Below are 25,868 nucleotides of genomic sequence, written 5' to 3' on the forward strand. Positions count from 1 at the left end.
AAATAAAGGTAAACTAGTATATTAGTTTCTGAAGTATTAAAAAGGAAAGTCAAAATAAACAATTAAAATTGACAATTGTAGACAAAATAAATACATTAAAATTGCTGAATTTAAAGGTTTTAAAAACCAAAATTTTACATTTTAGACAAGATTTTGGGCAAATTTACAAAAACGGAACAAGAAAAGGATAAATAAAAAACCAAAAACGGGAATATTAAATATTTAGTCTTTTGTATAAACTTTTACTATTAAAATGGGAAAAATAGTTATTTAATTGTGCACATTAGCTTCTCATCATCTGTGTGCTCTTTTATTTTTACAGGATATTCATTTCCCAATTCATCGAGATGGACAAGAATATATTGTTTAAAAATTGGATTTGTTAATTGTTGAGCGGCTTCCTCAACTTTAAAGTTGACCGGTTTTAGTCCATACTTTGTATCAACATTAGAAGTTTTGGAGATTGATGAAATAAAATAATAAATTCCATTTTCCGTATTTTTTGTTTGCTTGAAATCATCTATATCTAAACCTTTTTTCTTTAAAATTGACCCTTTTTTAAGTACAAAAATTGGCTTGCAATTAACAGGAATCGGCTTTTCGAAATCAGATTTGTAAATATCGAGTTTTTCTTTATTGTACAAATTTTCATCAAGAAAATCAAATTCACTAATTCCAAACTTTCTCATTTGTGAAGTAACTGGAATAGATTTATAGATTGCCTTCCCCTTTTCGTAAACTTTATAAACTAGCGAGTAAAGCGAAAATAGCGTGTCCTTGAAAGATTTCCCGCCATCATGCTTGCTTAAAATTTTGAATTTTATTGGAATAGATTTGTACTCAATAATTCTAATGTTTTTGTAGAATCGCTTAAAATTTTTGTTATCAATATTATCACAACAAGTTAACTCATCAGAGGGCTTGTAATTATAATATAGCAATTTTTCAACTGCTCTTGCTGATTCAATTTCATCTTTTAAAGTTGGTTCCTTCGACGCCAAATCATTCATATATTCAACGAAAGCTTTTCCAGAGTCCTTGCTAAAACCATTATATTCTTCAAAAATTTGCTTTAATTTATTAAATTCCGACAAGTGTGATTGCGCCATTAAAACTGTATATTCACTTTTTCCATCAGCTTTTTTGCCAAAAGGATTTTTAAAATATTTTCTTAAATCTTTGTTTTCGGTTGTAACAAGATTTTTCTTAATAAATTTAAAATATTTATCTTCCTTTTCATCATATTTAAATCCATATAATGTCTCATCTGATAGACCTCCATTTATAATATTGCGAATTTTTCGTGAAATTTTTATAGGAGTGTGCTTTTTTGCTTGTTCATATTTTTCTTGAATTATTTTCTTTAAATCTTCAACTTTTTTAAGCTTATCGACTTCAAACTTTGAAATTTTAACTAACTCACCAGTTTCAATATTTTCTTTATGGTTTTCATCATGAAGAAAATATTTTTTATCATTTTTATTATCTGCAAGTGTTAAAAGATTAGCGATTTGAGGGTTTTGGCTACCAATAATCGCAACAATTGCTGCATCAACAGCATGATGCTCGTTATTTTCACGATTTTTTTCAATTTCTTTCTTATTATCGTTGTCCGGCTTTATTCTAAAATATCTGGTAACATGACCTTTAATTGTTGATATTTTTACTTTGTGCTTGCTAGAATTTTCATCAATATATGTGAAAAACTCATTATTTTCAAAATGCTCTACAAGCGCGTGATAGAATAATTTTGTTGAATACCTTGTGTCATTCAAGTTTCTGGCTAAAAATTCAACTTGAAATTCATCGTAATCTTCTAGCGTCAAAAATCGAAATCTGTTTTTTGCTGAAACTTCATCCAAATATACAAAAGCATCTACTAAAGCAGCTATTTTTTTAGACTTTTTATTTGTTTTATTTGTTTTATTTGTTTTATTTGTTTTATTCTTTTTATCGAATAATTCTTTTGCTTTTTCATAGTATTCGTTATAAAATTTGTCGCCCTTTGCTTTTATATATTTACTAGCGATTAATTTTCCTTTTTGTTGGTTTTCTGCTTTTGTTGTTAATATTTTATTTGCTTGTGAATTATCATAAGACATTGAATATGGGATTATATGGTCAATTTCATATTCTTGGCTCTTATCAATCAAATCATCTATGTCAATTTTTTTCAATCTATAAAGATCTATGCCATCTTGTTGGTAGTAAAATCTTAATTTATCTGTAAGACTATTAGGCTTTGTTTTTAAATCAGAAAGTTCATAACCTTTATTTTTTAAATTCAAAATTTCAAATAATTTTTCAAGACTCTTTGCTTTACCATTGTTCTTATTTCATTCTTTTAATTCTTCAATTCTTTTTTCATCATTTTTTTCGCGGGGGCTCTCGATAACAATTGTATCAATTATATTTTCTTTTGAATATTTTTTGATAATTCGGTTTAAAACTAAAACTGCTTGTTCGAATGTGTTTTTTGTTCCAGGTGAAATAATTTCGTCCTGAAAAATTCTCGGATTTAAATATTTAGTTTTTTTGTCAGTTTTTCCTAATTTAGATTTTTGGATTTCCCATTCTTTCCTTATTTCTTCATCTTTTCACTTTAAAAATTCTGAGTTCTTATTTTGTTCGAACATTTTTGGCAAAAATAACCTTATTGCTTCAAGTGAAAAATTACCAATTTTCTTAAAATTAAAATTTGTATTACTAAAGATGGATTTAACAAAATCTAATTGTTTTTCGCTATCAATCTTTAATTCTTTAAAAATATTTTTCTCAGTTAATTTTTTTAAAACTTCGTCTTGCCCACGACTTTTTTCATGGTCAAGAATTATGCAAATTTCATCTAAAAATGGCAAAAAATCCAATATATTTTTAATATTTATTCAATTAGAATCAGAAGAATGGGAATAAATTGTTGCCAATAAATGCTTTGTTACTTCCAATTTTGTAGTTGGTTCTTCTCTGATTATTTTTCTACCTTGAATTGTATCTTGATCATCAATATCTGATTTTTCAAAGCCAAAATCTTTAAGATCTTTAAGAATTATTTTTTTAATTTCATTTTTTTTGAGCGAAATTGATATTATTTTTGCATTTTCTTTTACTTTTAATAATCCATCAAGAAGTTCGTTTCTATCATTAGAACTTAATTGTCATATTTTTTTATTTGTAGTTTTTAATTCGGTACTTAAATTAATTAATTGGTTTAACAGGTTGAAAATTTCATAAGATGGATAATTAACAGGAGATCTATTTTCTTCGACAAAAAATGAGCATTTTCCTATAGTTTTATCTCAAATATTATCGTATTTTTTACTAACTTTTCCGTTTTCATCTTTTTGAAAAATACCATATTCACTAGCGCTGTGTTCAGACCCTGGACCTTTCGCGTAATCTCTAAACGAAGTAAAAAGATTTAAAAATTTTTCGCTAAATTCTGGATTAATTTCTTGGACTTCAAAAAGTTTTTTAATTTCATTAACTCATTGCAAATTGGAAAAACTATAACCGCCCAAATCTTTTGGAATAGAACTATTTGATTTAAAAAAGCCATTTTTTTTGAAAAAATCATACAATAAAATGCTAGGATGTTCCATTCCTTCATACTTTTCAGCAACATTTTCTTCTTCTAAATCATAAAAAAAGCCACGATTTCCAAGGTAATCGTGTAATATTCAGATTAAATCTAATTTTTCAATCTTAGAATCAAGAGCTTTAACTTTTACTTCTAAAATATTCGAATGTTTTGCAGCACATTTTCTATATATTTCTGTAAAAAATGAAATTATTTTTTCGTAGTTTTCCGCATCTTTTTTATTAACTCGTTGAATATCACTAATATTTTCAAGTTCAAATAAGTCTTTATATTTTAATATCAGGTTAATAAATCTTTGATTACGGTATACTTTTCGACGAATATTCCTTCTAATTGAACGAAAAGCGCGTCTTTTACTAGCCGTGTTTCTTTCTTCAAAAGTTCGTGTACCTCAGTCGATTATTTTGCTTGTTGTGCTATCAATAATTGCTCATCCAACAGATGCAATCCCGAGGTCAAAGCCAATAGTAATATTTTTTTATTATTCATATTTTTTAACCTTTCTGTTCAAAAATATTAATTTTTTGCATTTTTTATCATTGATTATTAAATAATTATAATTCGCCATTTATTAAATTTTACCAAAAATTTAAGCATTAACCTTTACTAAAAAATAAAAAAACCCCACTAAGTGGGGAAATTCGACAGCATAATGCGTCTTATTTTTGTGCGACAATTTCTTACTATAGTAAAATTTAGTGCGCATACTTATGTATGCAAAATTAATTATACACCATTTTTTATTTTTTTATTTATTTTTTTATTTTTTTTATTCTTATAAAAAAACGAGCATTACTATGAAAAAAATCATTGAAATTAGCGAATCAGAATACGTTTATCTTTTTCTAAACAACATTGTTATCAAAAAAGACAGTGAAAAATTTGTTTTCCCAATTGATACAGTTGATGTCTTAATTTTTGAAAACGACAGAGCAACTATATCAATTCCAGTCATCAATGAACTTGTTGAAAAAAAGGTAAACATTATTATTTGCAAAAATCATTTACCGCAGTCATTAATAATTCCTTACAGTGGCTACTATAATAACAAGATTTTTCAAGAGCAAATAAAATGGGATATTCCGTATAAAACTAAAACTTGACAAGAAATAATTAAATTAAAAATTCAAAGATCCATAAGTGTTTTAAAGTCAATTCAGAAAATTAATTCAGAAGATGAAGCAAAAATGTGAGACTATTTCCACGATGTTCAACCTTATGATACTAACAATCGCGAAGGCCATGTAGCAAAGTTATATTTTAAACTTTTATTTGGCAAAGGCTTTATTCGCGATCAAAATGGTGATGACAATATTAACATCCTGTTAAATTATGGCTACATTGTCTTACTTAGTTATGTTGCCCGAATTATTTGTGGCAAAGGTCTTGACAATCGGCTTGGAATTTACCATAAGAGTTTTAATAACAATTTTCCACTTGCTTGCGATTTAATGGAACCTTATCGCTATTGGGTTGACCAGATTGTTTATAATCATATCAATGCTGAATTTCTTAATTTTCAAGATTTTAAAGAAGCACTTTTTAAATCTTTTAGTCAACATATTGAATATAAAGGCAAACATATTAAATTTAGTAAATATATGGAATTTGAAATTATGGACATCCTTAATTTAAAAGAAAATTATAAGGAAATTACTACAGAAAGTGATCAAAGTTAATACTAGAGAAATGCGTATTTTATTAATGTATGACATTTATTATATTAATGAAGATGATAATAAACTTTATAACAAATTCATTAAAGAACTTTATAAACTTGGATATGTCAGGCTGCAATACTCGATTTATTCTAAAATAATTCCAACTCACCTTCAATATAACAGTGAGAAAAAGAAGCTTTTAAGAATTATTCCAAAAAATTCAAATATTAGAATTGCAATGTTAACTGAGAAACAATATCAGAACATCGAAATTCTTAATGGCACAAAGTCTAAAAATGAAATCTATAATCTAGAGGAGGATTATATCAAACTATAATGCTAAAATTTTTTAACAACCTTAACAACACAGTCCAACTTAAAACTAACGTAAAAATCATTGAAACTGAAAATACAGATCTATTTTTGAGTCATCTTTTTAATTATGAATATGAAAGTGAATCAAAGGCCTTTGAACTTATGTCAAGAAAAATATCACTAAAGGATTCGGTTTTAATCACTAATTTGACAAAATTTTCAGAATTTTTAAGTCTAAGTGCTAAAAACTGACTTGGTGATTCCATAATTAATGATGAATATTGAAGCGAAAGTATCTTTTTTCGAAATGAAAAAATCGATGGAATTGTTGACAAAATCAATCAAAAGCTAGGATTTGAATTTTTAAATTATGAAATTGATAATGTAAAACTAATTAAAGCAATTTTTAACATCGAGAATGATATATTAATAAATAAGGAAAACTTTGCAAATCTCGCGGAAATTATTTTTAGTACAATGAAACAGACACTTGTAATTCTGAAAGATCTTGATTATATAAAATTGGAAAAACTCTTTAAATACCATAATGTAACTTTCCTAATTTTGACAAATGACTTTACAAAATATATTTCAAAATTTAACGAACTTGAATTAGTTGCTTTTTATTCACAGAAAACTGTAATTGATGTAATTGATAATTTGCCGATTATTCGTTATTTTGAAAATCTCAAAAATCGTCCTATTGATGAAGGTGAGCTAATATACACTTCTGAAGAAGAAAAAATGGCAGCAAAAATGCATTTTTACAAAATAAAATCAAGCTTTTTAAACTAAAAGCGTTTTTATAGTTGATTTTTTAGTTTAAAAATTTAAAAAAATACCTTTTTTTCTTGGAAATGAGGTTTTTGTGCTGTACAATTTCTTACTAGAGTAAAACAATTTTTTCGTCTATACTCAGAAACATATTGTTTTTGTGCTGTACAATTTCTTACTAGAGTAAAACACGTAAATATACTATTAAACAGCTAACAAAGTTTTTGTGCTGTACAATTTCTTACTAGAGTAAAACAAATACAGGCTACATATTTTGATAAAACCGGTTTTTGTGCTGTACAATTTCTTACTAGAGTAAAACTTTTTCCCCCGAATAATCAACCGTTTGTCTGTTTTTGTGCTGTACAATTTCTTACTAGAGTAAAACAATGAATGAACGTGAAAAAACAACAAAACAGTTTTTGTGCTGTACAATTTCTTACTAGAGTAAAACAGAGCATTAAAATCTAAATAAAGGATTGAGGTTTTTGTGCTGTACAATTTCTTACTAGAGTAAAACAAGGTTAGTGTTATTAATATGACCATTAGTGTTTTTGTGCTGTACAATTTCTTACTAGAGTAAAACAATAGTAAGCAATTTTCCATATAAATGGCCGTTTTTGTGCTGTACAATTTCTTACTAGAGTAAAACATTATATTATATAGGTTGACAAATCAACCAGTTTTTGTGCTGTACAATTTCTTACTAGAGTAAAACGAATTAAAGAGGTGACTGCACCGCTCTGGTGTTTTTGTGCTGTACAATTTCTTACTAGAGTAAAACATAAATTTTCTGCTTGAATATACTTTGGTAGTTTTTGTGCTGTACAATTTCTTACTAGAGTAAAACACTAGCAACTAAAACTAAGTTGTTTGGGTCGTTTTTGTGCTGTACAATTTCTTACTAGAGTAAAACTCTTTTAAATGCAATTTATAACGAAGAAAAGTTTTTGTGCTGTACAATTTCTTACTAGAGTAAAACATTCCTTAGGCAAAGCATACCCAAAAACGTGTTTTTGTGCTGTACAATTTCTTACTAGAGTAAAACATATTTTTTTAGAAAAAACCCAAATTTAATGTTTTTGTGCTGTACAATTTCTTACTAGAGTAAAACAAAAAGGGAATGTATTTAAACTTCCAAGACGTTTTTGTGCTGTACAATTTCTTACTAGAGTAAAACAAGAAATCGACCTTGACTTATACTTTACAGGTTTTTGTGCTGTACAATTTCTTACTAGAGTAAAACATTCTTTTTTTTGTTTATCAACACTAGCCTGTTTTTGTGCTGTACAATTTCTTACTAGAGTAAAACTCATCTTCGTCGTCAATTAGATCCTCTAGCGTTTTTGTGCTGTACAATTTCTTACTAGAGTAAAACAATAAAATAAAGTTATACTCTTATCGATAAGTTTTTGTGCTGTACAATTTCTTACTAGAGTAAAACTTCTTTTTTTTGTTTATCAACACTAGCCTTGTTTTTGTGCTGTACAATTTCTTACTAGAGTAAAACTTCCAAGTAGATTTAACAGGATTGTAGATCGTTTTTGTGCTGTACAATTTCTTACTAGAGTAAAACTGCCTCAAATGATTTTAGAAAGGCACTTTTGTTTTTGTGCTGTACAATTTCTTACTAGAGTAAAACTTACTACTTCTGCATTATAATAATGCTGATGTTTTTGTGCTGTACAATTTCTTACTAGAGTAAAACAGTCAATCAATTAATAATGGAAGCCCACAAGTTTTTGTGCTGTACAATTTCTTACTAGAGTAAAACATTTCTTGGAATGGATCCTTTTCAAATCGAGTTTTTGTGCTGTACAATTTCTTACTAGAGTAAAACCTTAATTTTTAAAGACTATACAAAAAGGGAGTTTTTGTGCTGTACAATTTCTTACTAGAGTAAAACCTGATTTTGTAGCACCAGCGATGACGAAATGTTTTTGTGCTGTACAATTTCTTACTAGAGTAAAACTAAATATCTTAAAAATTGGTTTTCAATTTCGTTTTTGTGCTGTACAATTTCTTACTAGAGTAAAACCAACAAAAAATAAAGGAATTATACATATTCGTTTTTGTGCTGTACAATTTCTTACTAGAGTAAAACCAACAAAAAATAAAGGAATTATACATATTCGTTTTTGTGCTGTACAATTTCTTACTAGAGTAAAACTAAAGCATGAAAAACGAGCGTTTATTTAGAGTTTTTGTGCTGTACAATTTCTTACTAGAGTAAAACGATATACTTAGCAAGTAGTCGTTTTAGTCAGTTTTTGTGCTGTACAATTTCTTACTAGAGTAAAACCCTGGGTATAGTTCAAACAGACCTAATCTAGTTTTTGTGCTGTACAATTTCTTACTAGAGTAAAACGTCAAAGTTAAAGGTTACATTGACCTACAGTTTTTGTGCTGTACAATTTCTTACTAGAGTAAAACATAAAGTTCTCAAAAAATAATGTTTCCCGAGTTTTTGTGCTGTACAATTTCTTACTAGAGTAAAACAAGTCTTGTCTTGATTGAGTCAAATTGGGTGTTTTTGTGCTGTACAATTTCTTACTAGAGTAAAACGGCATGTGACTTTGAAACTCACCAATACAAGTTTTTGTGCTGTACAATTTCTTACTAGAGTAAAACAGATAGTATTATTTAAAATACTGGTTGCTCGTTTTTGTGCTGTACAATTTCTTACTAGAGTAAAACTGTAATAGTTGTTTTTCCTGATCCACTTGTGGTTTTTGTGCTGTACAATTTCTTACTAGAGTAAAACAGACCAGAATATCCTTGGAATTGAGTCTTTGTTTTTGTGCTGTACAATTTCTTACTAGAGTAAAACTCAAAGCCTTTTTGAAAAGCGATGAATTCAGTTTTTGTGCTGTACAATTTCTTACTAGAGTAAAACTTCCGTATCCCTTTCCGTACTCGTGTTTTTCGTTTTTGTGCTGTACAATTTCTTACTAGAGTAAAACTGGGTCTGCTGCTTTTAATAACGGTCAAGTGTTTTTGTGCTGTACAATTTCTTACTAGAGTAAAACTTGACTTGTACTTTCACCTTTGTTTAACTCGTTTTTGTGCTGTACAATTTCTTACTAGAGTAAAACAGAATTTTACAGCAACACCCCCTACTTAAGTTTTTGTGCTGTACAATTTCTTACTAGAGTAAAACGAACTTTCCGTATAGAGAGTTTAGTACTACGTTTTTGTGCTGTACAATTTCTTACTAGAGTAAAACTTCCGTATCCCTTTCCGTACTCGTGTTTTTCGTTTTTGTGCTGTACAATTTCTTACTAGAGTAAAACTTTTAAAAAGGTGGTATAATAGTATTAGATGTTTTTGTGCTGTACAATTTCTTACTAGAGTAAAACTTTTTACCCCGGATAATTAGACGTCTATCTGTTTTTGTGCTGTACAATTTCTTACTAGAGTAAAACCGTGACTAATTATACGCTTTTTCGTGATTAGTTTTTGTGCTGTACAATTTCTTACTAGAGTAAAACGGCATGTGACTTTGAAACTCACCAATACAAGTTTTTGTGCTGTACAATTTCTTACTAGAGTAAAACAGATAGTATTATTTAAAATACTGGTTGCTCGTTTTTGTGCTGTACAATTTCTTACTAGAGTAAAACTGTAATAGTTGTTTTTCCTGATCCACTTGTGGTTTTTGTGCTGTACAATTTCTTACTAGAGTAAAACAGACCAGAATATCCTTGGAATTGAGTCTTTGTTTTTGTGCTGTACAATTTCTTACTAGAGTAAAACTTCCGTATCCCTTTCCGTACTCGTGTTTTTCGTTTTTGTGCTGTACAATTTCTTACTAGAGTAAAACTGGGTCTGCTGCTTTTAATAACGGTCAAGTGTTTTTGTGCTGTACAATTTCTTACTAGAGTAAAACTTGACTTGTACTTCCTGAGTTTCCCAGTTTGAAGGCAAAAATTCACTTTTTAGTGAATGCGAATAAGCAAAAATACCCGTAAATCGGTGTTTTTTTACTGTAAAACCTTATTTTTTATTAATTCCGTTTAATTACATTTTTAAATTAATTTTTATGGTATAATTATAAATTATGAAAAAGCAAAATTTGGTTTTATTTAATGTTTGAGGAAACTCGAAAGATAAACTATATAAATATGTTGGCTGAACACAAGGTTATGGCAAATCTCCAAAACGGTGATTTAGTTTAGGAAATGTGCAAAATTTGGAAAAAATTAATCCAAATGCTATTCAAATTATCAAAGAAAAATTGAAATTGTTTTCAAATTTAGATGACATGCATAAAGTCAAGATTGCTTTACTTGATTCTATTAAAAATTCCACCATAATCGAAGGTTCGGTTTTTGTTGGCGGGGAATTAATTGAAAAACTTATTGAAAAGCACAATATTTTTGAATCACTTCCTAAAAGTAGACATAAAAATATGAAAGAAATTTTTAACTACTTAATTTCAAAACGGATCACCGATCCTGGCAGCATTATTAATGCTTTTGATAAAAAGGATGACTACTCAAATCAAATAAATACTTCCAAAAATAGCTTTTATAGACTCTTAGATCTTGTTTTTGAGTCACAAAATCAACTTTTAGACAGTCTTAATAAAATGGTAACAAGTGAACTTGGAAAAAGGGACAGTGAATTTTATTTTGACTCATCAACAGTCTATTTTGAGACATTTGAAAGAAATGGATTAAGAATTCCTGGTTATTCTAAAGATGCTAAATTCAAAGAAGATCAAATTGTCATTGGCTTAGCGTGTGATAAAAATGGTATTCCTTTTCATATTAAAGTTTTTAAAGGAAATACCGGCGATTCTAGTACATTAATCCCTTTTGTATTAGATGTTGAATCCAAATATAATATAAAAAATATGACAATAATCGCTGATCGTGGTATGTCAACTGCTGCAAATATTCGATTTCTTGAATCAAGAAACTATAATTTCATTATTTCTTATCATGCAAAGGTAGGGACTCAAAAATTTAAAAATTATTTACTAGATCCAAGCGATTATGTTAATGTAAGCGCGGATTTTAAGTATAAAAAAGAAGAATTTTATTCATCTTATAAGAATAAAAGATACACCGAAAATATTAGAAGAAGAATTATTACTTACAGTACAAAAAGAGCGATAAAAGACAGAAAAGCTCGCGAGGAGCAAATCCAAAGTTTTATTAAAAAACAAAATAAAGACGGTTTTATTGAAGTAAACAAATTGTTTGGTAAAAAACCTAAATATTTTAAGGAAATTTCAAACATGAAATTTGAATTGGATCAAAGCAAAATTGACAAAGACAAACAATTTGATGGCTACTATGTTTATGAAACAAATATACTAAATTTGAATGTTTTAGACATAGTTGGAAAATACCAAAAACAGTGGAATATTGAAGCTAATTTTAGAAGTCTAAAAGGTTTATTGAATATTCGCCCCGTATTTTTAAGAATTGACGAGCATATTCTAGCTCACACACTTTTGTGTTTTATCTCACTAGTTATTTTAAAAACTATAATATTTAAAATCAACAAACATATTGCTGATAAAAAATTATTTGAAAACAGTCAATTAACTGAAGTTGGTTTAGTAACAATGTTGCAAAAATTAAGGCAAAGGGTTGAATTTAACACTTTAGATCAGCAAATAACATTTAAAAATCGCGATGGTGTTCCTAGTGATCCGAATATTTGAAATAGGTATGATTTTTACCATGATGTGTTAATAAATCAGTAAAAAAATTGTAATTAAATTTTTCCAAAAACTTAAAAAAGTCCCTAAAACTGGATACTTTTTTAAAATTACCTCACCAAACTGGGAAACTCGGGAATAACGGTCAAGTGTTTTTGTGCTGTACAATTTCTTACTAGAGTAAAACTTGACTTGTACTTTCACCTTTGTTTAACTCGTTTTTGTGCTGTACAATTTCTTACTAGAGTAAAACAGAATTTTACAGCAACACCCCCTACTTAAGTTTTTGTGCTGTACAATTTCTTACTAGAGTAAAACGAACTTTCCGTATAGAGAGTTTAGTACTACGTTTTTGTGCTGTACAATTTCTTACTAGAGTAAAACTTCCGTATCCCTTTCCGTACTCGTGTTTTTCGTTTTTGTGCTGTACAATTTCTTACTAGAGTAAAACTTTTAAAAAGGTGGTATAATAGTATTAGATGTTTTTGTGCTGTACAATTTCTTACTAGAGTAAAACTTTTTACCCCGGATAATTAGACGTCTATCTGTTTTTGTGCTGTACAATTTCTTACTAGAGTAAAACCGTGACTAATTATACGCTTTTTCGTGATTAGTTTTTGTGCTGTACAATTTCTTACTAGAGTAAAACTTTAGACTAACTGAAATATCTCAGCTAATGTTTTTGTGCTGTACAATTTCTTACTAGAGTAAAACTCAAGCCCATAAAATTTTCTGACTTCTTTTAGTTTTTGTGCTGTGCAATTTCTTACTAGAGTAAAACGCAAGGTTCAAAAAAGAATATATCTCAAAGTTTTTGTGTTGTACAATTTCTTGATAGAGTAAAACCATCTTCAAGAGTCAAATATTCGCTAATCCGTTTTTGTGCTGTACAATTTTTTACTAGAGTAAAACATTAAGACCATATTACTCGGGTCTATACTAGTTTTTGTGCTGTACAATTTTTTACTAGAGTAAAACTCCAGACCTTTTGCAAAATCTCTTATATGTTTTTGTGCTGTACAATTTCTTAATAGAGTAAAACTGAAGACATCGAGAAGGCCTATGAAAAAAAGGATATTTGTGTGAATTAAAATTGCATTTTAGAGTAAAAAATGAATACTGCAAGGCAAGACGCAAGAGCAAGTATAGTTTTTGTAGTGTAGAATATTTTATTAGAATAAAGCAACATTTAGACAAGGGAACCTTAAAATGCCGTTGTTCTTGCGCTATAGAATTTATTAATTGAACAAAATGGCTCTACCAACATGTTACCACTTATGGCATATTATTTCCTTGCTGCGAAATTTCTTAATAGAGTAAACTAATCACAAATTTTAATAACTTTGACTATATTTATCTAATGGAGTTGATAGTTAATAATTTAGAAAATTAAAAATTTAATTTGAATTTAAAAATTCTTTTATATTGCTTGAAGGTACAAAAAAAGAAATACCTTGAACTGGTTTTTCATTTATAAGCCGAAACGTCATTATCCCGATTACTTTATTTTTAGTATTTAAAACAGGACCACCACTATTTCCTGGCTCAATTGTGATACTAGTTCTAACAAAATTTTGATTAGTTATTTTATTAGTTCCTGAAACTATTCCTTTGTTGATTGTTAAGCCAAGATTATGTGGATTTCCAATTGTAAAAATTTCATCGCCATAATCAAATTTTTCTTCTATTTCAAGATTTTTAACTTGTGTGTTTAGTTCCAAACTTAATATGTCATAGTTTGGTGAAATTTTTATTATTTTAGTTTTTTTGTAGTCTTTTTCATTTGCAAAGCGATAAAAAATATCGATTTCATCGCTATTTTCAAGAATGTGTTTATTTGTAATAATTTTATTATCTATAACAAAACCGGTAGCAAAAGAAATATCATCGTTTTTTTGAAGCTTAATTTCAACAATTGACTTTAAAAGACTTTCATGGTTAATTTTTGGGCTGAGTTTTATTCAATTATTTGTTAGCAAACCAACGTTTGCTAACAAAATTCCAAGATTTAGAGCCAAAAATAAACCAATAAACCCGTATTTTTTAGTGAATTTTTTCATTTTTATCTAAAAGTGTCTTATTCTTAAGTGATTCTAATTATACCTTAATTTTTTCACAAACCAAGCATTTTTTTTCGTAAAAGGTTGATTTTAAAATAATAAAAATTAAGATTTTAACCTCCCGAGTTTCCCAGTTTGATAAGGTAATTTTAAAAAAGCATCTGGTTTTAGGCACTTTTTTAAGTTTTTCGGTAAAAGTTAATAACAATTTTATTAGTGATTTATTAAGATATCAAAGTAAAAATCATACCTATTTCAAATATTCGGATCACTAGGAACACCATCTCGATTTTTAAATGTTATTTGCTGATCTAAAGTGTTAAATTCAACCCTTTGCCTTAATTTTTGCAACATCGTTACTAAACCAACCTCAGTTAATTGATTGTTTTCAAATAACTTGTTATCACTAATATGTTTGTTGATTTTAAATATTATAGTTTTTAAAATAACTAGTGAGATAAAACACAAAAGTGTATGAGCTAGAATGTGCTCGTCAATTCTTAAAAATACGGGCCGAATATTCAACAAACCTTTTAGACTTCTAAAATTAGCTTCAATATTCCACTGTTTTTGGTATTTTTCAACTATATCTAAGACATTCAAATTTAGCATATTTGTTTCATAAACATAGTAACCGTCAAATTGTTTGTCTTTGTCAATTTTACTTTGATCTAATTCAAATTTCATGTTTGAAATTTCCTTAAAATATTTAGGTTTTTTACCAAACAATTTGTTTACTTCAATAAAACCGTCTTTATTTTGTTTTTTAATAAAACTTTCGATTTGCTCTTCACGAGCTTTTCTGTCTTTTATCGCTCTTTTTGTACTGTAAGTAATAATTCTTCTTCTAATATTTTCAGTGTATCTTTTATTTTTATAAGATGAATAAAATTCTTCTTTTTTATACTTAAAATCCGCATTTACATCAACATAATCCCTTGGATCTAGTAAATAATTTTTGAATTTTTGAGTCCCTACCTTTGCACGATATGAAATAATAAAATTATAGTTTCTTGATTCAAGAAATCGAATATTTGCAGCAGTTGACATGCCGCGATCAGCGATTATTGTCATATTTTTGATATTATATTTGGATTCAACATCTAATACAAAAGGGATTAATGTACTAGAATCGCCGGTATTTCCTTTAAAAACTTTAATATGAAAAGGAATACCATTTTTATCACACGCTAAGCCAATGACAATTTGGTCTTCTTTGAATTTAGCATCTTTAGAATAGCCAGGAATTCTTAATCCATTTCTTTCAAATGTCTCAAAATAGATTGTTGATGAGTCAAAATAAAATTCACTGTCCCTTTTTCCAAGTTCGCTTGTTACCATTTTGTTGACACTATTTAAAAGTTGATTTTGTGACTCAAAGACAAGATCTAGGAGTCTATAAAAGCTATTTTTGGAAGCATTTATTTGATTTGAGTAGTCATCCTTTTTATCAAAAGCATTAATAATGCTGCCAGGATCAGTGATCCGTTTTGAAATTAAGTAGTTAAAAATTTCTTTCATATTTTTATGTCTACTTTTAGGAAGTGATTCAAAAATATTGTGCTTTTCAATAAGTTTTTCAATTAATTCCCCGCCAACAAAAACCGAACCTTCGATTATTGCGGAATTTTTAATAGAATCAAGTAAAATAGCCTTGACTTTATCTTTGTCATCTAAATTTGAAAACAATTTCAATTTTTCTTTGATAATTTGAACAGCATTTGGATTAATTTTTTCCAAATTCCGCTCATTTCCTAAACTAAATCAACGTTTTGGACCTTTGGAATAACCTTGTGTTCAGCCAACATATTTATATGGTTTATCTTTTGAAGATCCTCAAACACTAAATAAAAACAAATTTTGTTTTTTCATAATGTATAATTATACCATAAAATTACTTAAAATGCTACCAAATGCTACCAATAAAAATTAAGGTTTTACATTCAAAAAACACCGATTTACAGGTCTTTTTTCATATTTATATTTACTAAAAAGTGAATTTTTGCCTTCAAACTGGGAAACTCGGGAAAATTAAGATTTTAACCTTAAAAAGCACGGATTTTACAGGTATTTTGCCTATTTATATTAACTAAAAAGCAAATTTTTGCATCAAACCGGGAAACTCGAGATTCAGGAACAATTTTTGACCTAAAAGCACAAAAAAACCTATGAATTCATAGGCTTTTTTAGATTTTGGTCTTTAAATTTCTAACTAAACTAGTTCGATAATCGCCATTTTTGAATTATCACCATTTCGGCTAGGAATTTTCACTATTCGAGTATAACCACCTTGTCTTTCCTGGTAACGAGGTGCTATTTTGGTAAATAAATAAGGCATAACCTTCATTCCATCTTTGGTTTTTTGGTTATATAAATAACTAAGAACCTGACGGCGAGCTGCTAGATCATTTTTTTTGGCTTTGGTAATTAGTTTTTCAACAACAGAACGAAGACGTTTTGCCCGTGCAAGCGTGGTTTTTAGATGACCATGTAAAATTAAAGAAGTTGCAAGTGAGCGGAAAACTTGGCGATCTCAGGCAGCATCACGGGAATAAATTTGGTGCGGATTAGCCATAATTAGTTTTCTCCTTTTTGTTCGTTTTTATATATTTCAAGTTTTTCAATTATTTCCTGAACTGATTTACGGCCAAGATTTTTAATATTTTCAAAGTCATCTTGTGTTAGATTTTCAATGTCAGAAATTTTATAATAATGTGCGCGTCTAAGCGCATTTATTGAGCGCACCGAAAGATCCAAAGACTCAATTGCATCCGAAAAGCGGCGGGATGGTTCTTCTTTGACAACCAAAGGTTCAAAAAATTCCTCGGAGAATTTGTTAATGTTTTCGACATTTGCCAAAATATTAAGGTGGGCTAATAAGATTTTTGAACCCTCAGAGACAGCATCTTTTGCTTTAATGGAACCGTCAGTTTTGATTGAAAAACTTAGTTTTTCTTCAACAATCGGGCTGGCTGAGTTAATTTCCACAGATTGATAATTAGCACTTAAAACCGGTGAAAAATCACTATCAACAGCCAAAACTGTGCCATCAAGATTTGATTCAAGACTTAGTAAAACTTCGTTGACGAATTTTTTGTTAGTCTCAAAATCGCTAAAACCTTTACCTGAGGTTATAAAAAGTTCAAATTTAAGTGAATTAACCCGGGAAACATCAGCAATATATAAATCAGGATTGACAATTTTTAGTCCGCTGTCAGAAACAATGTCCCGAGCATAAATTTGTCCAGCTTTTTGGCCATTAAAACTTGCCCGGTGAATTTGATTTTGATCAAAAAGAGCAGGATCATAGAAAAAACGGACTCTTTTTAGGTTGTTTAGAATTGTAACAACATCTTCAATTACATCATCAAGAATACTAAATTCATGAGTTACGCCGGCAATTTTTACCCCAAAAACAGCACAAGAAGTGATGGAAGACAGAACTACACGACGAAGGGCATTTCCGATTGTATTTCCAAGTCCGCGCTCGAGCGGTTTTAGTTCAAAACTTGTTTCAAATTCACTAATTTGGTCAGTTAAGTTTTCAGAATAATAAACATTTGCATGTTTTTTCATAAAATCCTACCTTTTTTCCTGACGTTTAAATCATTTACGCGGTGGGCGAGTTCCATTGTGAGGAATTGGGGTGACGTCTTGGGTAAGTAAAATATTAATTCCTGAAGTTATAATTTGCTTACGGGCGGCTTCTTTTCCTTGCCCAGTTCCTTTAAGGTGAACAACAACCTCACGCATTCCGTGTTCACGGGCCTTTTGGGCAGCAGCAGCTGTTGCTAAGGTAGCAGCATATGCGGTTTTTTTCTTTGTTCCTTTAAAGCCAATTGACCCTGAACTAGCTCAAGAAATTACATTTCCTTGTTTGTCAGTGAAAGAAATTATCGTGTTTTGGTGTGAAGAGTGAATGTGGGCAATTCCGGCTGTTACATTTTTTGGACGGATTTTTTTAACTTTACGAGTATTAGTTGCCATGATTAACTATTTTTTACCTTTGTCTTTTTTTGCCATAATTGCTTTTCTTGGACCTTTTCGAGTACGTGCGTTTTTCTGAGTTACTTGACCACGAACTGGAAGACCTTTACGATGACGGATTCCACGATAACATTTAATTTCAATTAGTCTTTTAATATTTGACTGAACTTCACGGTGCAGATCACCTTCGGTTTTATAAGTTTTTGCAATATCACGAATGATTTGCAAAACATCTTCTTGGATTTCTTTAACTTTTGTATCTTGGGTTAAAACAGGATATTTTTTCCCAAATTTTTCTTGCTGAATTGCAGCAGTTTTGTCAATTATTTCTGCAGCAAGCGATTTTCCAATTCCATAAATACTTGTAAGAGCAATTACAATTCTTTTATGATTGGGGATTTCAACATTAAGAATACGTGCCATATTTTAAACTTATTTAAATAAATATATTTTCCTTTTTATAAAATTTTATTTTTCACCTCTAGAAATTTAAAGGCGAAAAATACTAACAAAATAGAACAAAAATCAAAAACTACCCTTGTCTTTGTTTGTGTTTTTTCAAAACACAAATTACACGGTTCACCGAACGACGCTTAATTATTTTACAATCTTTGCAAATTTTTTTAATACTTGCTCGAACTTTCATTTTTTTCCTTTAAATTTAGGTAATAATTTCAAAAAAATTATTTAAAGCGGTAAACAATTCTTCCTTTTGAAAGATCATAAGGTGACATTTCAACCTTAACGCTGTCGCCTAAAATAATTTTAATGTGGTGAAGTTTCATTTTCCCAGCAATATGACAATTTAATTTTACTCCGTTTTCAAGAGTTACTTCGTATTCTTGGGAATTAAAAACGTGTGATATTTTACCTTGAAATAATAATTTTTGTTCTTTTGAAGAATTTTGCATCTATTTTTGATCCATTTCTGTTAGTATTATTCCCTTCCCGTCTTGAATTAAAATCATTTGTTCATAATGGGAAGTTTTTTTACCATCATTTGATTGTACCGATCATCCGTCTTTTAAAATTTTTATTCGCGGAGAACTCTGGACGATCATTGGCTCAATACAAATTACCATATTATTTTGTAATTTTTTTCCTGTACCCGGGACGCCAAAATTGAAAATATTCGGATTTTCGTGCAATTTTTTGCCAATACCATGCCCGCAAAATTCAACAGGGGTAAAAAATCCATAAGATCTTATTACTTGACTGATCGCAAAACCAATGTCCCCTGTTGTTGCGCCAGGTTTAATTGCCTTAAATCCGGCAAAAAAAGCTTCCTCAGCGCATTTTATTAGTTTTTCATTTTCAACATTTGGGCCAAGGGATTTACTAAAAGCACTGTCGGCAAAAAAACCATTATAAGATAGCCCTAAATCAACGGAAACCAAATCACCTTCTTGAAGAATGTAGTCATTTGGAATACCATGAATGAGGATTTCATTAACACTTATACAAATAGTTGCCGGAAAACCGTGATAATTTAAAAATGCTGGTTTGGCACCCTTAGCAATAATCTCATCAAAAGCGATGGCATCAATTTCTTTTAAAGAGATTCCTGGTCTTACAAAGTCATAAATTTTTTTCTTGACTTCTGCCAGGAGTTTAGCGGCAATTTTTAGTTGCTCAATTTCAAATTCTGTTTTAATTAGAGACATTTTTCAATTTCACTAACAATTTTATCCAGGCTTCTGTCAACATTTAAGTAATAAATTTTACCATGTTTTTCATAAAAATCGACAATTGGGCTTACAGATTCATTAAATTTTTCAATTCGAAGCTTAACAATTTCAGGACGATCATCTGGTCGGGTAAATAAAGGCTCGTTGTCAATGTCGCATGTATTTTCTACTTTTGGTTTTGCTAGTAATAAATTATATGATTTTTGACATTTACTGCAAAACAAACGTTGAGAAAGGCGGCTAACTATTGTCTCTGGCTGGATTTGGAGGTAAAAAACTTTGTCAACATCAATTTTATTTTCGTTCATAAAATTGAGTTGGTTTAATGTCCGCGGGTAGCCATCAAGAATATAACCTGTTTGCGGCGAGAGTTGACTGATAAAATTTGACAATAAATCGTTAGTGATTTCATCAGGAACGTATAGGCCATTTTTAACATAGTTTTGAATTTTCTCGGCAAAATCACGATCTTTTTCAATTTTTTCACGGAAAAGATTACCAGTAGAAATATGAACTAATTTAAACTTGTCAACTAGAATTTTTGAAATACTACCTTTTCCTGAACCAGGGGCGCCAATTAAAAGAATTTTTGAATTAGATGATGACATTGTTAAATTTTTAAGACCTTTTTTAATTTTTTACCATAATAAATCGCGACTTGACTTTGCTGAGGAAGAATCTTGTTTGTATGAAAGATTTTTGCGGATTTTTTTTGTTTGTTTTAGTACTTTTTGCGCTCCATAACGTGCTTTAATTTGCGATATAGTCTCAAGAGCAGTTGTTCCTAAAATTATTATCGAAGTTCCTGAAAACGTTATTGCCGAAGGTAGACCTAACATTATCGCAATTGGCTGGAAAATTCCAAGAAAAGTTAAATAAATTGCACTAAATACTGAAATTCGAAGAATAACACCAATTAAATAATCTTCAGTTTGCTCGCCAGGACGAATACCGGGGATAAAAGTTGAATTTTTTGCAAAATCCTGAGAAATTTTATCAATCCGTGATTGTTGAAGCGACATAATAATGCTAAAAATAATATTACATACAATAAAAATAGTAAGACCAATAGGATGGTGAATTTGCAAATTATTATCGATTCAATTACGGGCAGCTGAAGTGTTTCGGTCAAAAAATCCGGTCAAAAGTGAAGGGATTGAAACAACAATTAAAGCAAAAATTACTGGCATAATTCCGGCTGGATTTAGTTTTAAAGGTAAAACCGATATTTCTTTAATGTTTTTGGACATTCCTGAACCAGTTTGTTGAATTGGGATTTTTCTCTCGGCCAAATAAACATAAACTGATATAAATAAAATAGCCAAAAATGCAACAATATAAAGGATAAAACTAAGAACTTGCGTTATTAAGGAAGAAGGGGAAGAAAGATCGACTAAATACTCAAAAGCATGACGAAAACGTTGTGGAAGACCAACAATTATTCCCGAAAAAATTAATAACGAAGTCCCGTTTCCTACACCTTTATCGGTTATCTGTTCGGCTAAAAACAAGGAAAACAGCGAACCAGCGACTAAAATAAGTGGTAAAACAAACCAAACATATGCAGCGCTAGTAATTTCTAAACGAACAAAGCCAAAACTTTCATTAAGAATAACGGTTCGAATTAAAACAATCGCCTGAATAAGCGCAACAAGAAGAGTCAAAAACCTTGTAATTATATTGATTTTTCTTCTTCCGGCAGGACCAGACTGGGAAAGTCGATGAATTGGAGGAAAAATCTTTGTCTGCGCAATAAGCATAAACAAAGACGACGTAATAAAAGGGCTGATGCCTAAGGCAACAACTGAAAAATTAAGTAACCCGCCACCACCGACGGTATTAATGATACCTAAAAATGAGTTGGTATCAATTTGAAATTGCAACAACCTGAGCCCAGGAATAGTAATTGTACCACAAACAATAAAAATTACCAATAAAAAAAATGTAAAAATTATTTTGCGGGCAAGAACTTTTTCTTTATAAACAAGTTGGATATAATTTTTCAAACTTATATATCCAGAATTTGTCTTTTCTCAAAGTTTAGCAAAAAGTTTGCTCACTAGTTTACCTCAGTTATTGAACCGCCAAGCTCTTCAATTTTAACTAATGCCGCTTCAGAATAAGCATTTGTTGTTACAAAAAGTTTTTTAGTTAATTCACCTTTTGCAAGTAATTTTGCTGGCAAATTACGTTTTTTAAGCACACCTTTAAGATAAAGTGACTCAAGACTAACTTTATCCCCATCTTGATAACGGCTTTCAAGATCTGATAAATTAAAGATTTCATATTTTTTTGAGTTAAAATTGCGGAAACCAATTTTTGGCACACGACGAAATCAAGGGTTTTGACCACCTTCAAAGCCAAGACGAACAGTTGAACGTTTTTTTTGTCCAGATTGACCTCTACCGGCTTGTTTACCTTTTCCAGCAGCATGCCCACGCCCTTTACGGTGTTTTTTTGTTCTTGCACCAGGGGTATAAGTTAAATTTTCAAGTCTTATTGCCATGTTTGTTCCTATTTTTTTAAGTTATATAATTATACTTTATTTTAAAACTTTTTTTCAAAAAAAATGAAAAAAAGTTTTAAGCAATTTGTAGTGCCTAAATTTTACTTAGAGGCACTACAAATTTAAAGATTTTTTGCTATTTTTTAAATAAAGGGAAAAATTTATGAATTTGTAAAGCAAAAGTTATTTTTTTTGAGCTAAAACTTGTGAAGGATTAAGATCACGAAGTTCAGCTATTTGATTAATAGTTTTAAGTCCTAAAAGCGCTTTGAGAGTTGCACGCACAACGTTAATTTTTGTTCTTGATCCGTAAGTTTTTGTATAAATATCGGTATATCCAGCAAGTTCAACAACAGCACGCACGGTATTTGAAGCAACAATTCCTTTACCTCTTGGGGCTGGTTTGATGAGAATTTTTGAGGCTGAATATTTAGCATTTATCTCGTGTGGAACAGTTGATCTTCGATAAATTGGCACAGTTACAAGCCGGTTTTGTGCATCTTTTACGGCTTTGCGAATTGAGTCTTGCACTTCGTTAGCTTTTCCGTGACCTAGACCAACTTTTCCTTTTTTGTTTCCAACAACGGCAAAGGCACTAAAAGAAAAACGGCGACCACCTTTTACAACTTTAGTTACCCGGGCAACTGAAATTATTCTCTCTTCAAACTCAGGGCGAAAATTTTTCTCTTTTGGTTTTTGACGCTGAGCACGTGGACGTTGACGGTTTGGTTCTTTTGGAGTCAATTGTTTTTGATTTTGACTGTTTTGGTTTGTTTTTTGCTGGGTTGGTTTATTTTGAAGATTTGTATCCATTTTAGAATTTTACTCCTTGGGCTCTTAATGATTCGGCAAAAGCTTTAATGCGACCATGATATAAATAACCGCTTCGGTCAAAAACAAAAGGATTTTCTTCCAATTTAAGCTCTTTTAATTTAGCGTATAATTCAGGGGCTAAATTACTTGCAGCTTGGATATTTCCGCTGTATTTATCAGATTTATCAAGTGTTGAAACCGAAAGGATAACTTGATTTTTCCAAGGATCAAAAATATAAGCATAAAAATGACGTAAAGATTTATATACGCCAATCCGGTATTTTTTTTGCTCTTGGTGCGAAGGACTAAGTTTTTTCAAAATACGGACATGTTTTGCTTTTCGGTGAAAATTACGTGATTTTTGCATAATTATTTAGAAGCTTTTTTCCCTTCTTTGAGTTTAAGAATTTCGTTACTATAAGAAATTCCTTTGCCTGAATAAGGATTTGGTCGACGAACTTGACGAATTTGGGCGCTAAATTGGCCAACTTTTTGTTTGTCAATCCCTTTAATTACAATAGTTGTTGCATTTGGTACTAAAACATCAAGTTCGCCTGGCACTTTGAGTTCAACTGGATGAGAATAACCAACTAAAAGTTCAATAACTTTTTCTTTTAGTGTTGCCTTGTACCCAACCCCTTTAATTTTAAGTTCTTTTTGAAAACCTTTTGAGACACCAATTAGCATTCCACTAAGGTGAGAATTTGTTGTTCCATGAAGTTGTTTTACTTGTTTTTCTTCAGATTTTCTGATTGTTTTTAGTGTATTATTTTCTTGAATTATTGTAATTAAATCAGAAAATTGGCGCTCTAAAATACCAAGCGGACCTTGAATTTTAACATTTGAGCCATTAATTTCAACACTAACTTTTTCAGGAATAATTAAAACACGATTACCGACACGTGACATATTTTTTACCAAATGTAGGCGATAATTTCACCGCCGACATTTTCCTTTCTTGCTTGTGAATCAGTTAAGAGCCCTTTTGAAGTTGATAAAATTGCAATTCCGTAGCCAGATTGGACAAAAGGAATTTTTTGGGCAGGAGCATAAACGCGAAGCGAAGGTTTAGAAATTCTTTTTAGTCCAGAAATTGATGAGGTAGTTCCTTTGTATTTAAGCTCAACAGTTATTGTTTTTTTAAGCTCGCCTTCAATTTGGAAATCTTTAATATATCCAGCTTCTTTAATAATTTCTAACATTTTTACTTTAATTTTTGAGTGCTCAAATGATACTTGTTTGTGTTTTCTGATTGTTGCATTCCGAATTCGGGTTAGCATATCAGCAATTGGATCTGTTATAAAAGCCATAATTTTACCAACTCGCTTTCTTAATTCCAGGAATTCGTCCTTGGTGAGCCAAAGTACGAAAACAAATACGGCAAATACGGAATTTTCTTAAAACTGAATGAGAACGGCCACACAACTGACAACGAGTATAGGCGCGAACTTTGAATTTAGGAGCCCGATTTGCTTTGACTTTTCACGACATTTTTGCCATAGATTTATCCTTTAACCTAAAAAATTTTTAAAATTTTTTGCGAAAAAATTAACTTTTTTTCGCAAAAGGAAAGCCTAATAATTCAAGAAGTTTTAAGGCTTGCTCATTATTTTTTGCACTTGTTACTATTATTACATCAAGTCCGCGAATTTTTGTGATTTTATCAAAAGTTATCTCAGGAAAAACGATTGATTCTTTAAAACCAAGGGCAAAATTTCCTTTACCATCAAAAGACTTAGGTGAAAGACCACGAAAATCACGAATACGAGGAATTGCAATATTGAGAACTTTTGAAAGAAAATTCCACATTTGTTCACGACGGAGAGTAACTTTTCCACCAACTGGCATTCCTTGACGAAGTTTTCAAGTTGCAAGTGATTTTTTTGCCACTGTTTTATACGGTTTTTGACCGGTAATGTTTGCAAGATCATCAAGAACAGCTTCAATTGCTTTTGCATTTGTTACTTGATTTCCGGCAGTCATATTAACGACAACTTTTACAATTTTGGGAACTTCAGAAGGAGATTTGAAATTAAAATGGTCTTTTAGTTGGCCAAAAACATTATCACGATAGTGCTCTTGAAGCTTTGTCATACTAAATAGCCTTTCCTGTTTTTTTTGCAATTCGGGTTTTTTTACCATTTTCGACTTTAAAACCAACACGAGTTGGCACGGCTGGCTTATCTTTTCCAGCTTTTTTGGCAACAAGTGCTAGTTTTGAAAGTAAAATTGGCGCCTCATAAGTGACAATTTCACCTTTTGTATTTTGATTTGAAGGTTTACGGTGTTTTGTTTTAATGTTGACATCTTTAACAATTGCCGCATTTTTGGCAGGAATTATTTCAAGGACAGATGAAACCTTACCTTTGTCATCGCCAGATAAAACTACAACTGAATCATTTTTACGAATTTTTTGCATTTTTTAGAGAACCTCCTGCGCCAGTGAAGCGATTTTTAGGTAACCTTTTTCACGGATTTCTCTGGCAATTGGTCCAAAAACACGTGTTCCTCTTGGGGTTCCATCCTCTTTGATAATCACAACTGCATTGTCATCAAATTTTATATGTGAACCATTTGGACGACGAAGACCATATGTTGAACGGACAATTAGTGCTTTTACGACTTGTCCTTCTTTGAGCATTCCGTTAGGAATTGCTTTTTTAACAGAAACTACAACAATGTCGCCAATATTTGAAGTTTTTTTAACAGATCCACCTAAATTTCGAATTACACCAACAATTTTTGCGCCCGAATTGTCAGCAACATTTAAACGAGATTGTTCTTGAACCATT

At 30.2% G+C, this 25,868-nt stretch carries 25 protein-coding genes and 2 CRISPR repeat arrays; of the genes, 4 read left to right on the forward strand and 21 right to left on the reverse strand.

Features of this window, described 5'->3' with window-relative positions:
- Positions 1-266: 266 nt before the first annotated feature.
- Entirely contained in the window at positions 267-4,070 is a 3,804-nt protein-coding gene (gene cas9, locus V3249_RS03475; protein ID WP_341517666.1) for a type II CRISPR RNA-guided endonuclease Cas9, read from the reverse strand.
- Between the two features lie 325 nt (positions 4,071-4,395).
- Here cas9 and cas1 point away from each other — a divergent pair, with 325 nt between their 5' ends.
- The 4 genes from cas1 (at position 4,396) to V3249_RS03495 (ending at position 12,067) form a co-directional block, all read left to right on the forward strand.
- Complete coding sequence (cas1, locus tag V3249_RS03480; protein ID WP_337897115.1) at positions 4,396-5,277, forward strand: type II CRISPR-associated endonuclease Cas1; 882 nt, start codon at positions 4,396-4,398, stop codon at positions 5,275-5,277.
- Between the two features lie 10 nt (positions 5,278-5,287).
- Entirely contained in the window at positions 5,288-5,596 is a 309-nt protein-coding gene (cas2, locus tag V3249_RS03485; protein ID WP_044286051.1) for a CRISPR-associated endonuclease Cas2, read from the forward strand.
- On the forward strand, positions 5,596-6,369 hold the full coding sequence (locus tag V3249_RS03490) for a hypothetical protein (protein WP_337897116.1): 774 nt from the start codon (positions 5,596-5,598) through the stop codon (positions 6,367-6,369). Before cas2 ends, V3249_RS03490 begins: the two co-directional genes overlap by 1 nt.
- Before the next feature lie 67 nt (positions 6,370-6,436).
- A CRISPR array of direct repeats spans positions 6,437-10,237; the repeat unit is 36 nt; unit sequence GTTTTTGTGCTGTACAATTTCTTACTAGAGTAAAAC.
- A gap of 171 nt (positions 10,238-10,408) precedes the next feature.
- On the forward strand, positions 10,409-12,067 hold the full coding sequence (locus V3249_RS03495; RefSeq protein ID WP_341517431.1) for an IS1634 family transposase: 1,659 nt from the start codon (positions 10,409-10,411) through the stop codon (positions 12,065-12,067).
- Between the two features lie 106 nt (positions 12,068-12,173).
- Positions 12,174-13,064: direct repeats of the CRISPR family, unit length 36 nt; unit sequence GTTTTTGTGCTGTACAATTTCTTACTAGAGTAAAAC.
- 355 nt (positions 13,065-13,419) lie between these two features.
- Here V3249_RS03495 and V3249_RS03500 read toward each other — a convergent pair.
- From V3249_RS03500 to rplN, 20 genes are all read right to left on the reverse strand, one after another.
- Complete coding sequence (locus V3249_RS03500; RefSeq protein WP_337897104.1) at positions 13,420-14,082, reverse strand: serine protease; 663 nt, start codon at positions 14,080-14,082, stop codon at positions 13,420-13,422.
- A gap of 213 nt (positions 14,083-14,295) precedes the next feature.
- Positions 14,296-15,954 (reverse strand): IS1634 family transposase, encoded by a 1,659-nt coding sequence (locus tag V3249_RS03505; protein ID WP_341517504.1) that lies wholly within the window; start codon positions 15,952-15,954, stop codon positions 14,296-14,298.
- A gap of 340 nt (positions 15,955-16,294) precedes the next feature.
- Complete coding sequence (gene rplQ, locus V3249_RS03510; RefSeq protein WP_010321375.1) at positions 16,295-16,657, reverse strand: 50S ribosomal protein L17; 363 nt, start codon at positions 16,655-16,657, stop codon at positions 16,295-16,297.
- 2 nt (positions 16,658-16,659) lie between these two features.
- Entirely contained in the window at positions 16,660-17,658 is a 999-nt protein-coding gene (locus V3249_RS03515; RefSeq protein WP_069099484.1) for a DNA-directed RNA polymerase subunit alpha, read from the reverse strand.
- 6 nt (positions 17,659-17,664) lie between these two features.
- On the reverse strand, positions 17,665-18,069 hold the full coding sequence (rpsK, locus tag V3249_RS03520) for a 30S ribosomal protein S11 (protein WP_010321373.1): 405 nt from the start codon (positions 18,067-18,069) through the stop codon (positions 17,665-17,667).
- A gap of 6 nt (positions 18,070-18,075) precedes the next feature.
- A complete protein-coding gene (gene rpsM, locus V3249_RS03525; RefSeq protein ID WP_010321372.1) occupies positions 18,076-18,492 on the reverse strand; it encodes a 30S ribosomal protein S13 in 417 nt (138 codons plus the stop codon).
- Between the two features lie 109 nt (positions 18,493-18,601).
- Complete coding sequence (gene rpmJ, locus V3249_RS03530) at positions 18,602-18,715, reverse strand: 50S ribosomal protein L36 (protein WP_010321371.1); 114 nt, start codon at positions 18,713-18,715, stop codon at positions 18,602-18,604.
- A gap of 37 nt (positions 18,716-18,752) precedes the next feature.
- Positions 18,753-18,980, reverse strand: a complete 228-nt coding sequence (gene infA, locus V3249_RS03535) for a translation initiation factor IF-1 (protein WP_044285649.1) — start codon at positions 18,978-18,980, stop codon at positions 18,753-18,755.
- On the reverse strand, positions 18,981-19,733 hold the full coding sequence (gene map / locus V3249_RS03540) for a type I methionyl aminopeptidase (RefSeq protein ID WP_341517505.1): 753 nt from the start codon (positions 19,731-19,733) through the stop codon (positions 18,981-18,983).
- Positions 19,724-20,365: a nucleoside monophosphate kinase gene (locus V3249_RS03545; protein WP_341517506.1), complete on the reverse strand. Its 642-nt coding sequence runs from the start codon at positions 20,363-20,365 to the stop codon at positions 19,724-19,726. The genes map and V3249_RS03545 overlap by 10 nt, the downstream gene beginning before the upstream one ends.
- A 30-nt stretch (positions 20,366-20,395) precedes the next feature.
- The gene (secY, locus tag V3249_RS03550) at positions 20,396-21,817 is read right to left on the reverse strand and encodes a preprotein translocase subunit SecY (RefSeq protein WP_303438469.1); all 1,422 of its coding nucleotides are present in this window, start codon (positions 21,815-21,817) and stop codon (positions 20,396-20,398) included.
- Positions 21,817-22,263, reverse strand: a complete 447-nt coding sequence (gene rplO, locus V3249_RS03555) for a 50S ribosomal protein L15 (protein ID WP_044284048.1) — start codon at positions 22,261-22,263, stop codon at positions 21,817-21,819. Before rplO ends, secY begins: the two co-directional genes overlap by 1 nt.
- A 183-nt stretch (positions 22,264-22,446) precedes the next feature.
- Positions 22,447-23,076 carry a 30S ribosomal protein S5 gene (gene rpsE, locus V3249_RS03560; RefSeq protein WP_337896665.1) on the reverse strand — a complete coding sequence of 210 codons (630 nt, stop codon included), beginning with the start codon at positions 23,074-23,076 and terminating at the stop codon, positions 22,447-22,449.
- Position 23,077: 1 nt separating this feature from the next.
- On the reverse strand, positions 23,078-23,443 hold the full coding sequence (rplR, locus tag V3249_RS03565; protein ID WP_044284050.1) for a 50S ribosomal protein L18: 366 nt from the start codon (positions 23,441-23,443) through the stop codon (positions 23,078-23,080).
- Positions 23,444-23,445: 2 nt separating this feature from the next.
- Positions 23,446-23,985 carry a 50S ribosomal protein L6 gene (gene rplF / locus V3249_RS03570; RefSeq protein WP_069099478.1) on the reverse strand — a complete coding sequence of 180 codons (540 nt, stop codon included), beginning with the start codon at positions 23,983-23,985 and terminating at the stop codon, positions 23,446-23,448.
- A 5-nt stretch (positions 23,986-23,990) separates the two neighbouring features.
- Positions 23,991-24,386 (reverse strand): 30S ribosomal protein S8, encoded by a 396-nt coding sequence (gene rpsH, locus V3249_RS03575; protein ID WP_277446604.1) that lies wholly within the window; start codon positions 24,384-24,386, stop codon positions 23,991-23,993.
- Between the two features lie 4 nt (positions 24,387-24,390).
- Entirely contained in the window at positions 24,391-24,576 is a 186-nt protein-coding gene (locus V3249_RS03580; protein ID WP_010321361.1) for a type Z 30S ribosomal protein S14, read from the reverse strand.
- Positions 24,577-24,624: 48 nt separating this feature from the next.
- Positions 24,625-25,170, reverse strand: coding sequence for a 50S ribosomal protein L5 (rplE, locus tag V3249_RS03585; protein ID WP_010321360.1), 546 nt, complete (start codon positions 25,168-25,170; stop codon positions 24,625-24,627).
- Between the two features lies 1 nt (position 25,171).
- Complete coding sequence (rplX, locus tag V3249_RS03590; RefSeq protein WP_044284054.1) at positions 25,172-25,495, reverse strand: 50S ribosomal protein L24; 324 nt, start codon at positions 25,493-25,495, stop codon at positions 25,172-25,174.
- A 3-nt stretch (positions 25,496-25,498) separates the two neighbouring features.
- Complete coding sequence (gene rplN, locus V3249_RS03595; protein WP_010321358.1) at positions 25,499-25,867, reverse strand: 50S ribosomal protein L14; 369 nt, start codon at positions 25,865-25,867, stop codon at positions 25,499-25,501.
- Between the last annotated feature and the right edge of the window lies 1 nt (position 25,868).

The organism is Mesomycoplasma ovipneumoniae (genome assembly GCF_038095995.1).
Taxonomy (GTDB): Bacteria; Bacillota_I; Bacilli_A; order Mycoplasmatales; family Metamycoplasmataceae; genus Mesomycoplasma; species Mesomycoplasma ovipneumoniae_F.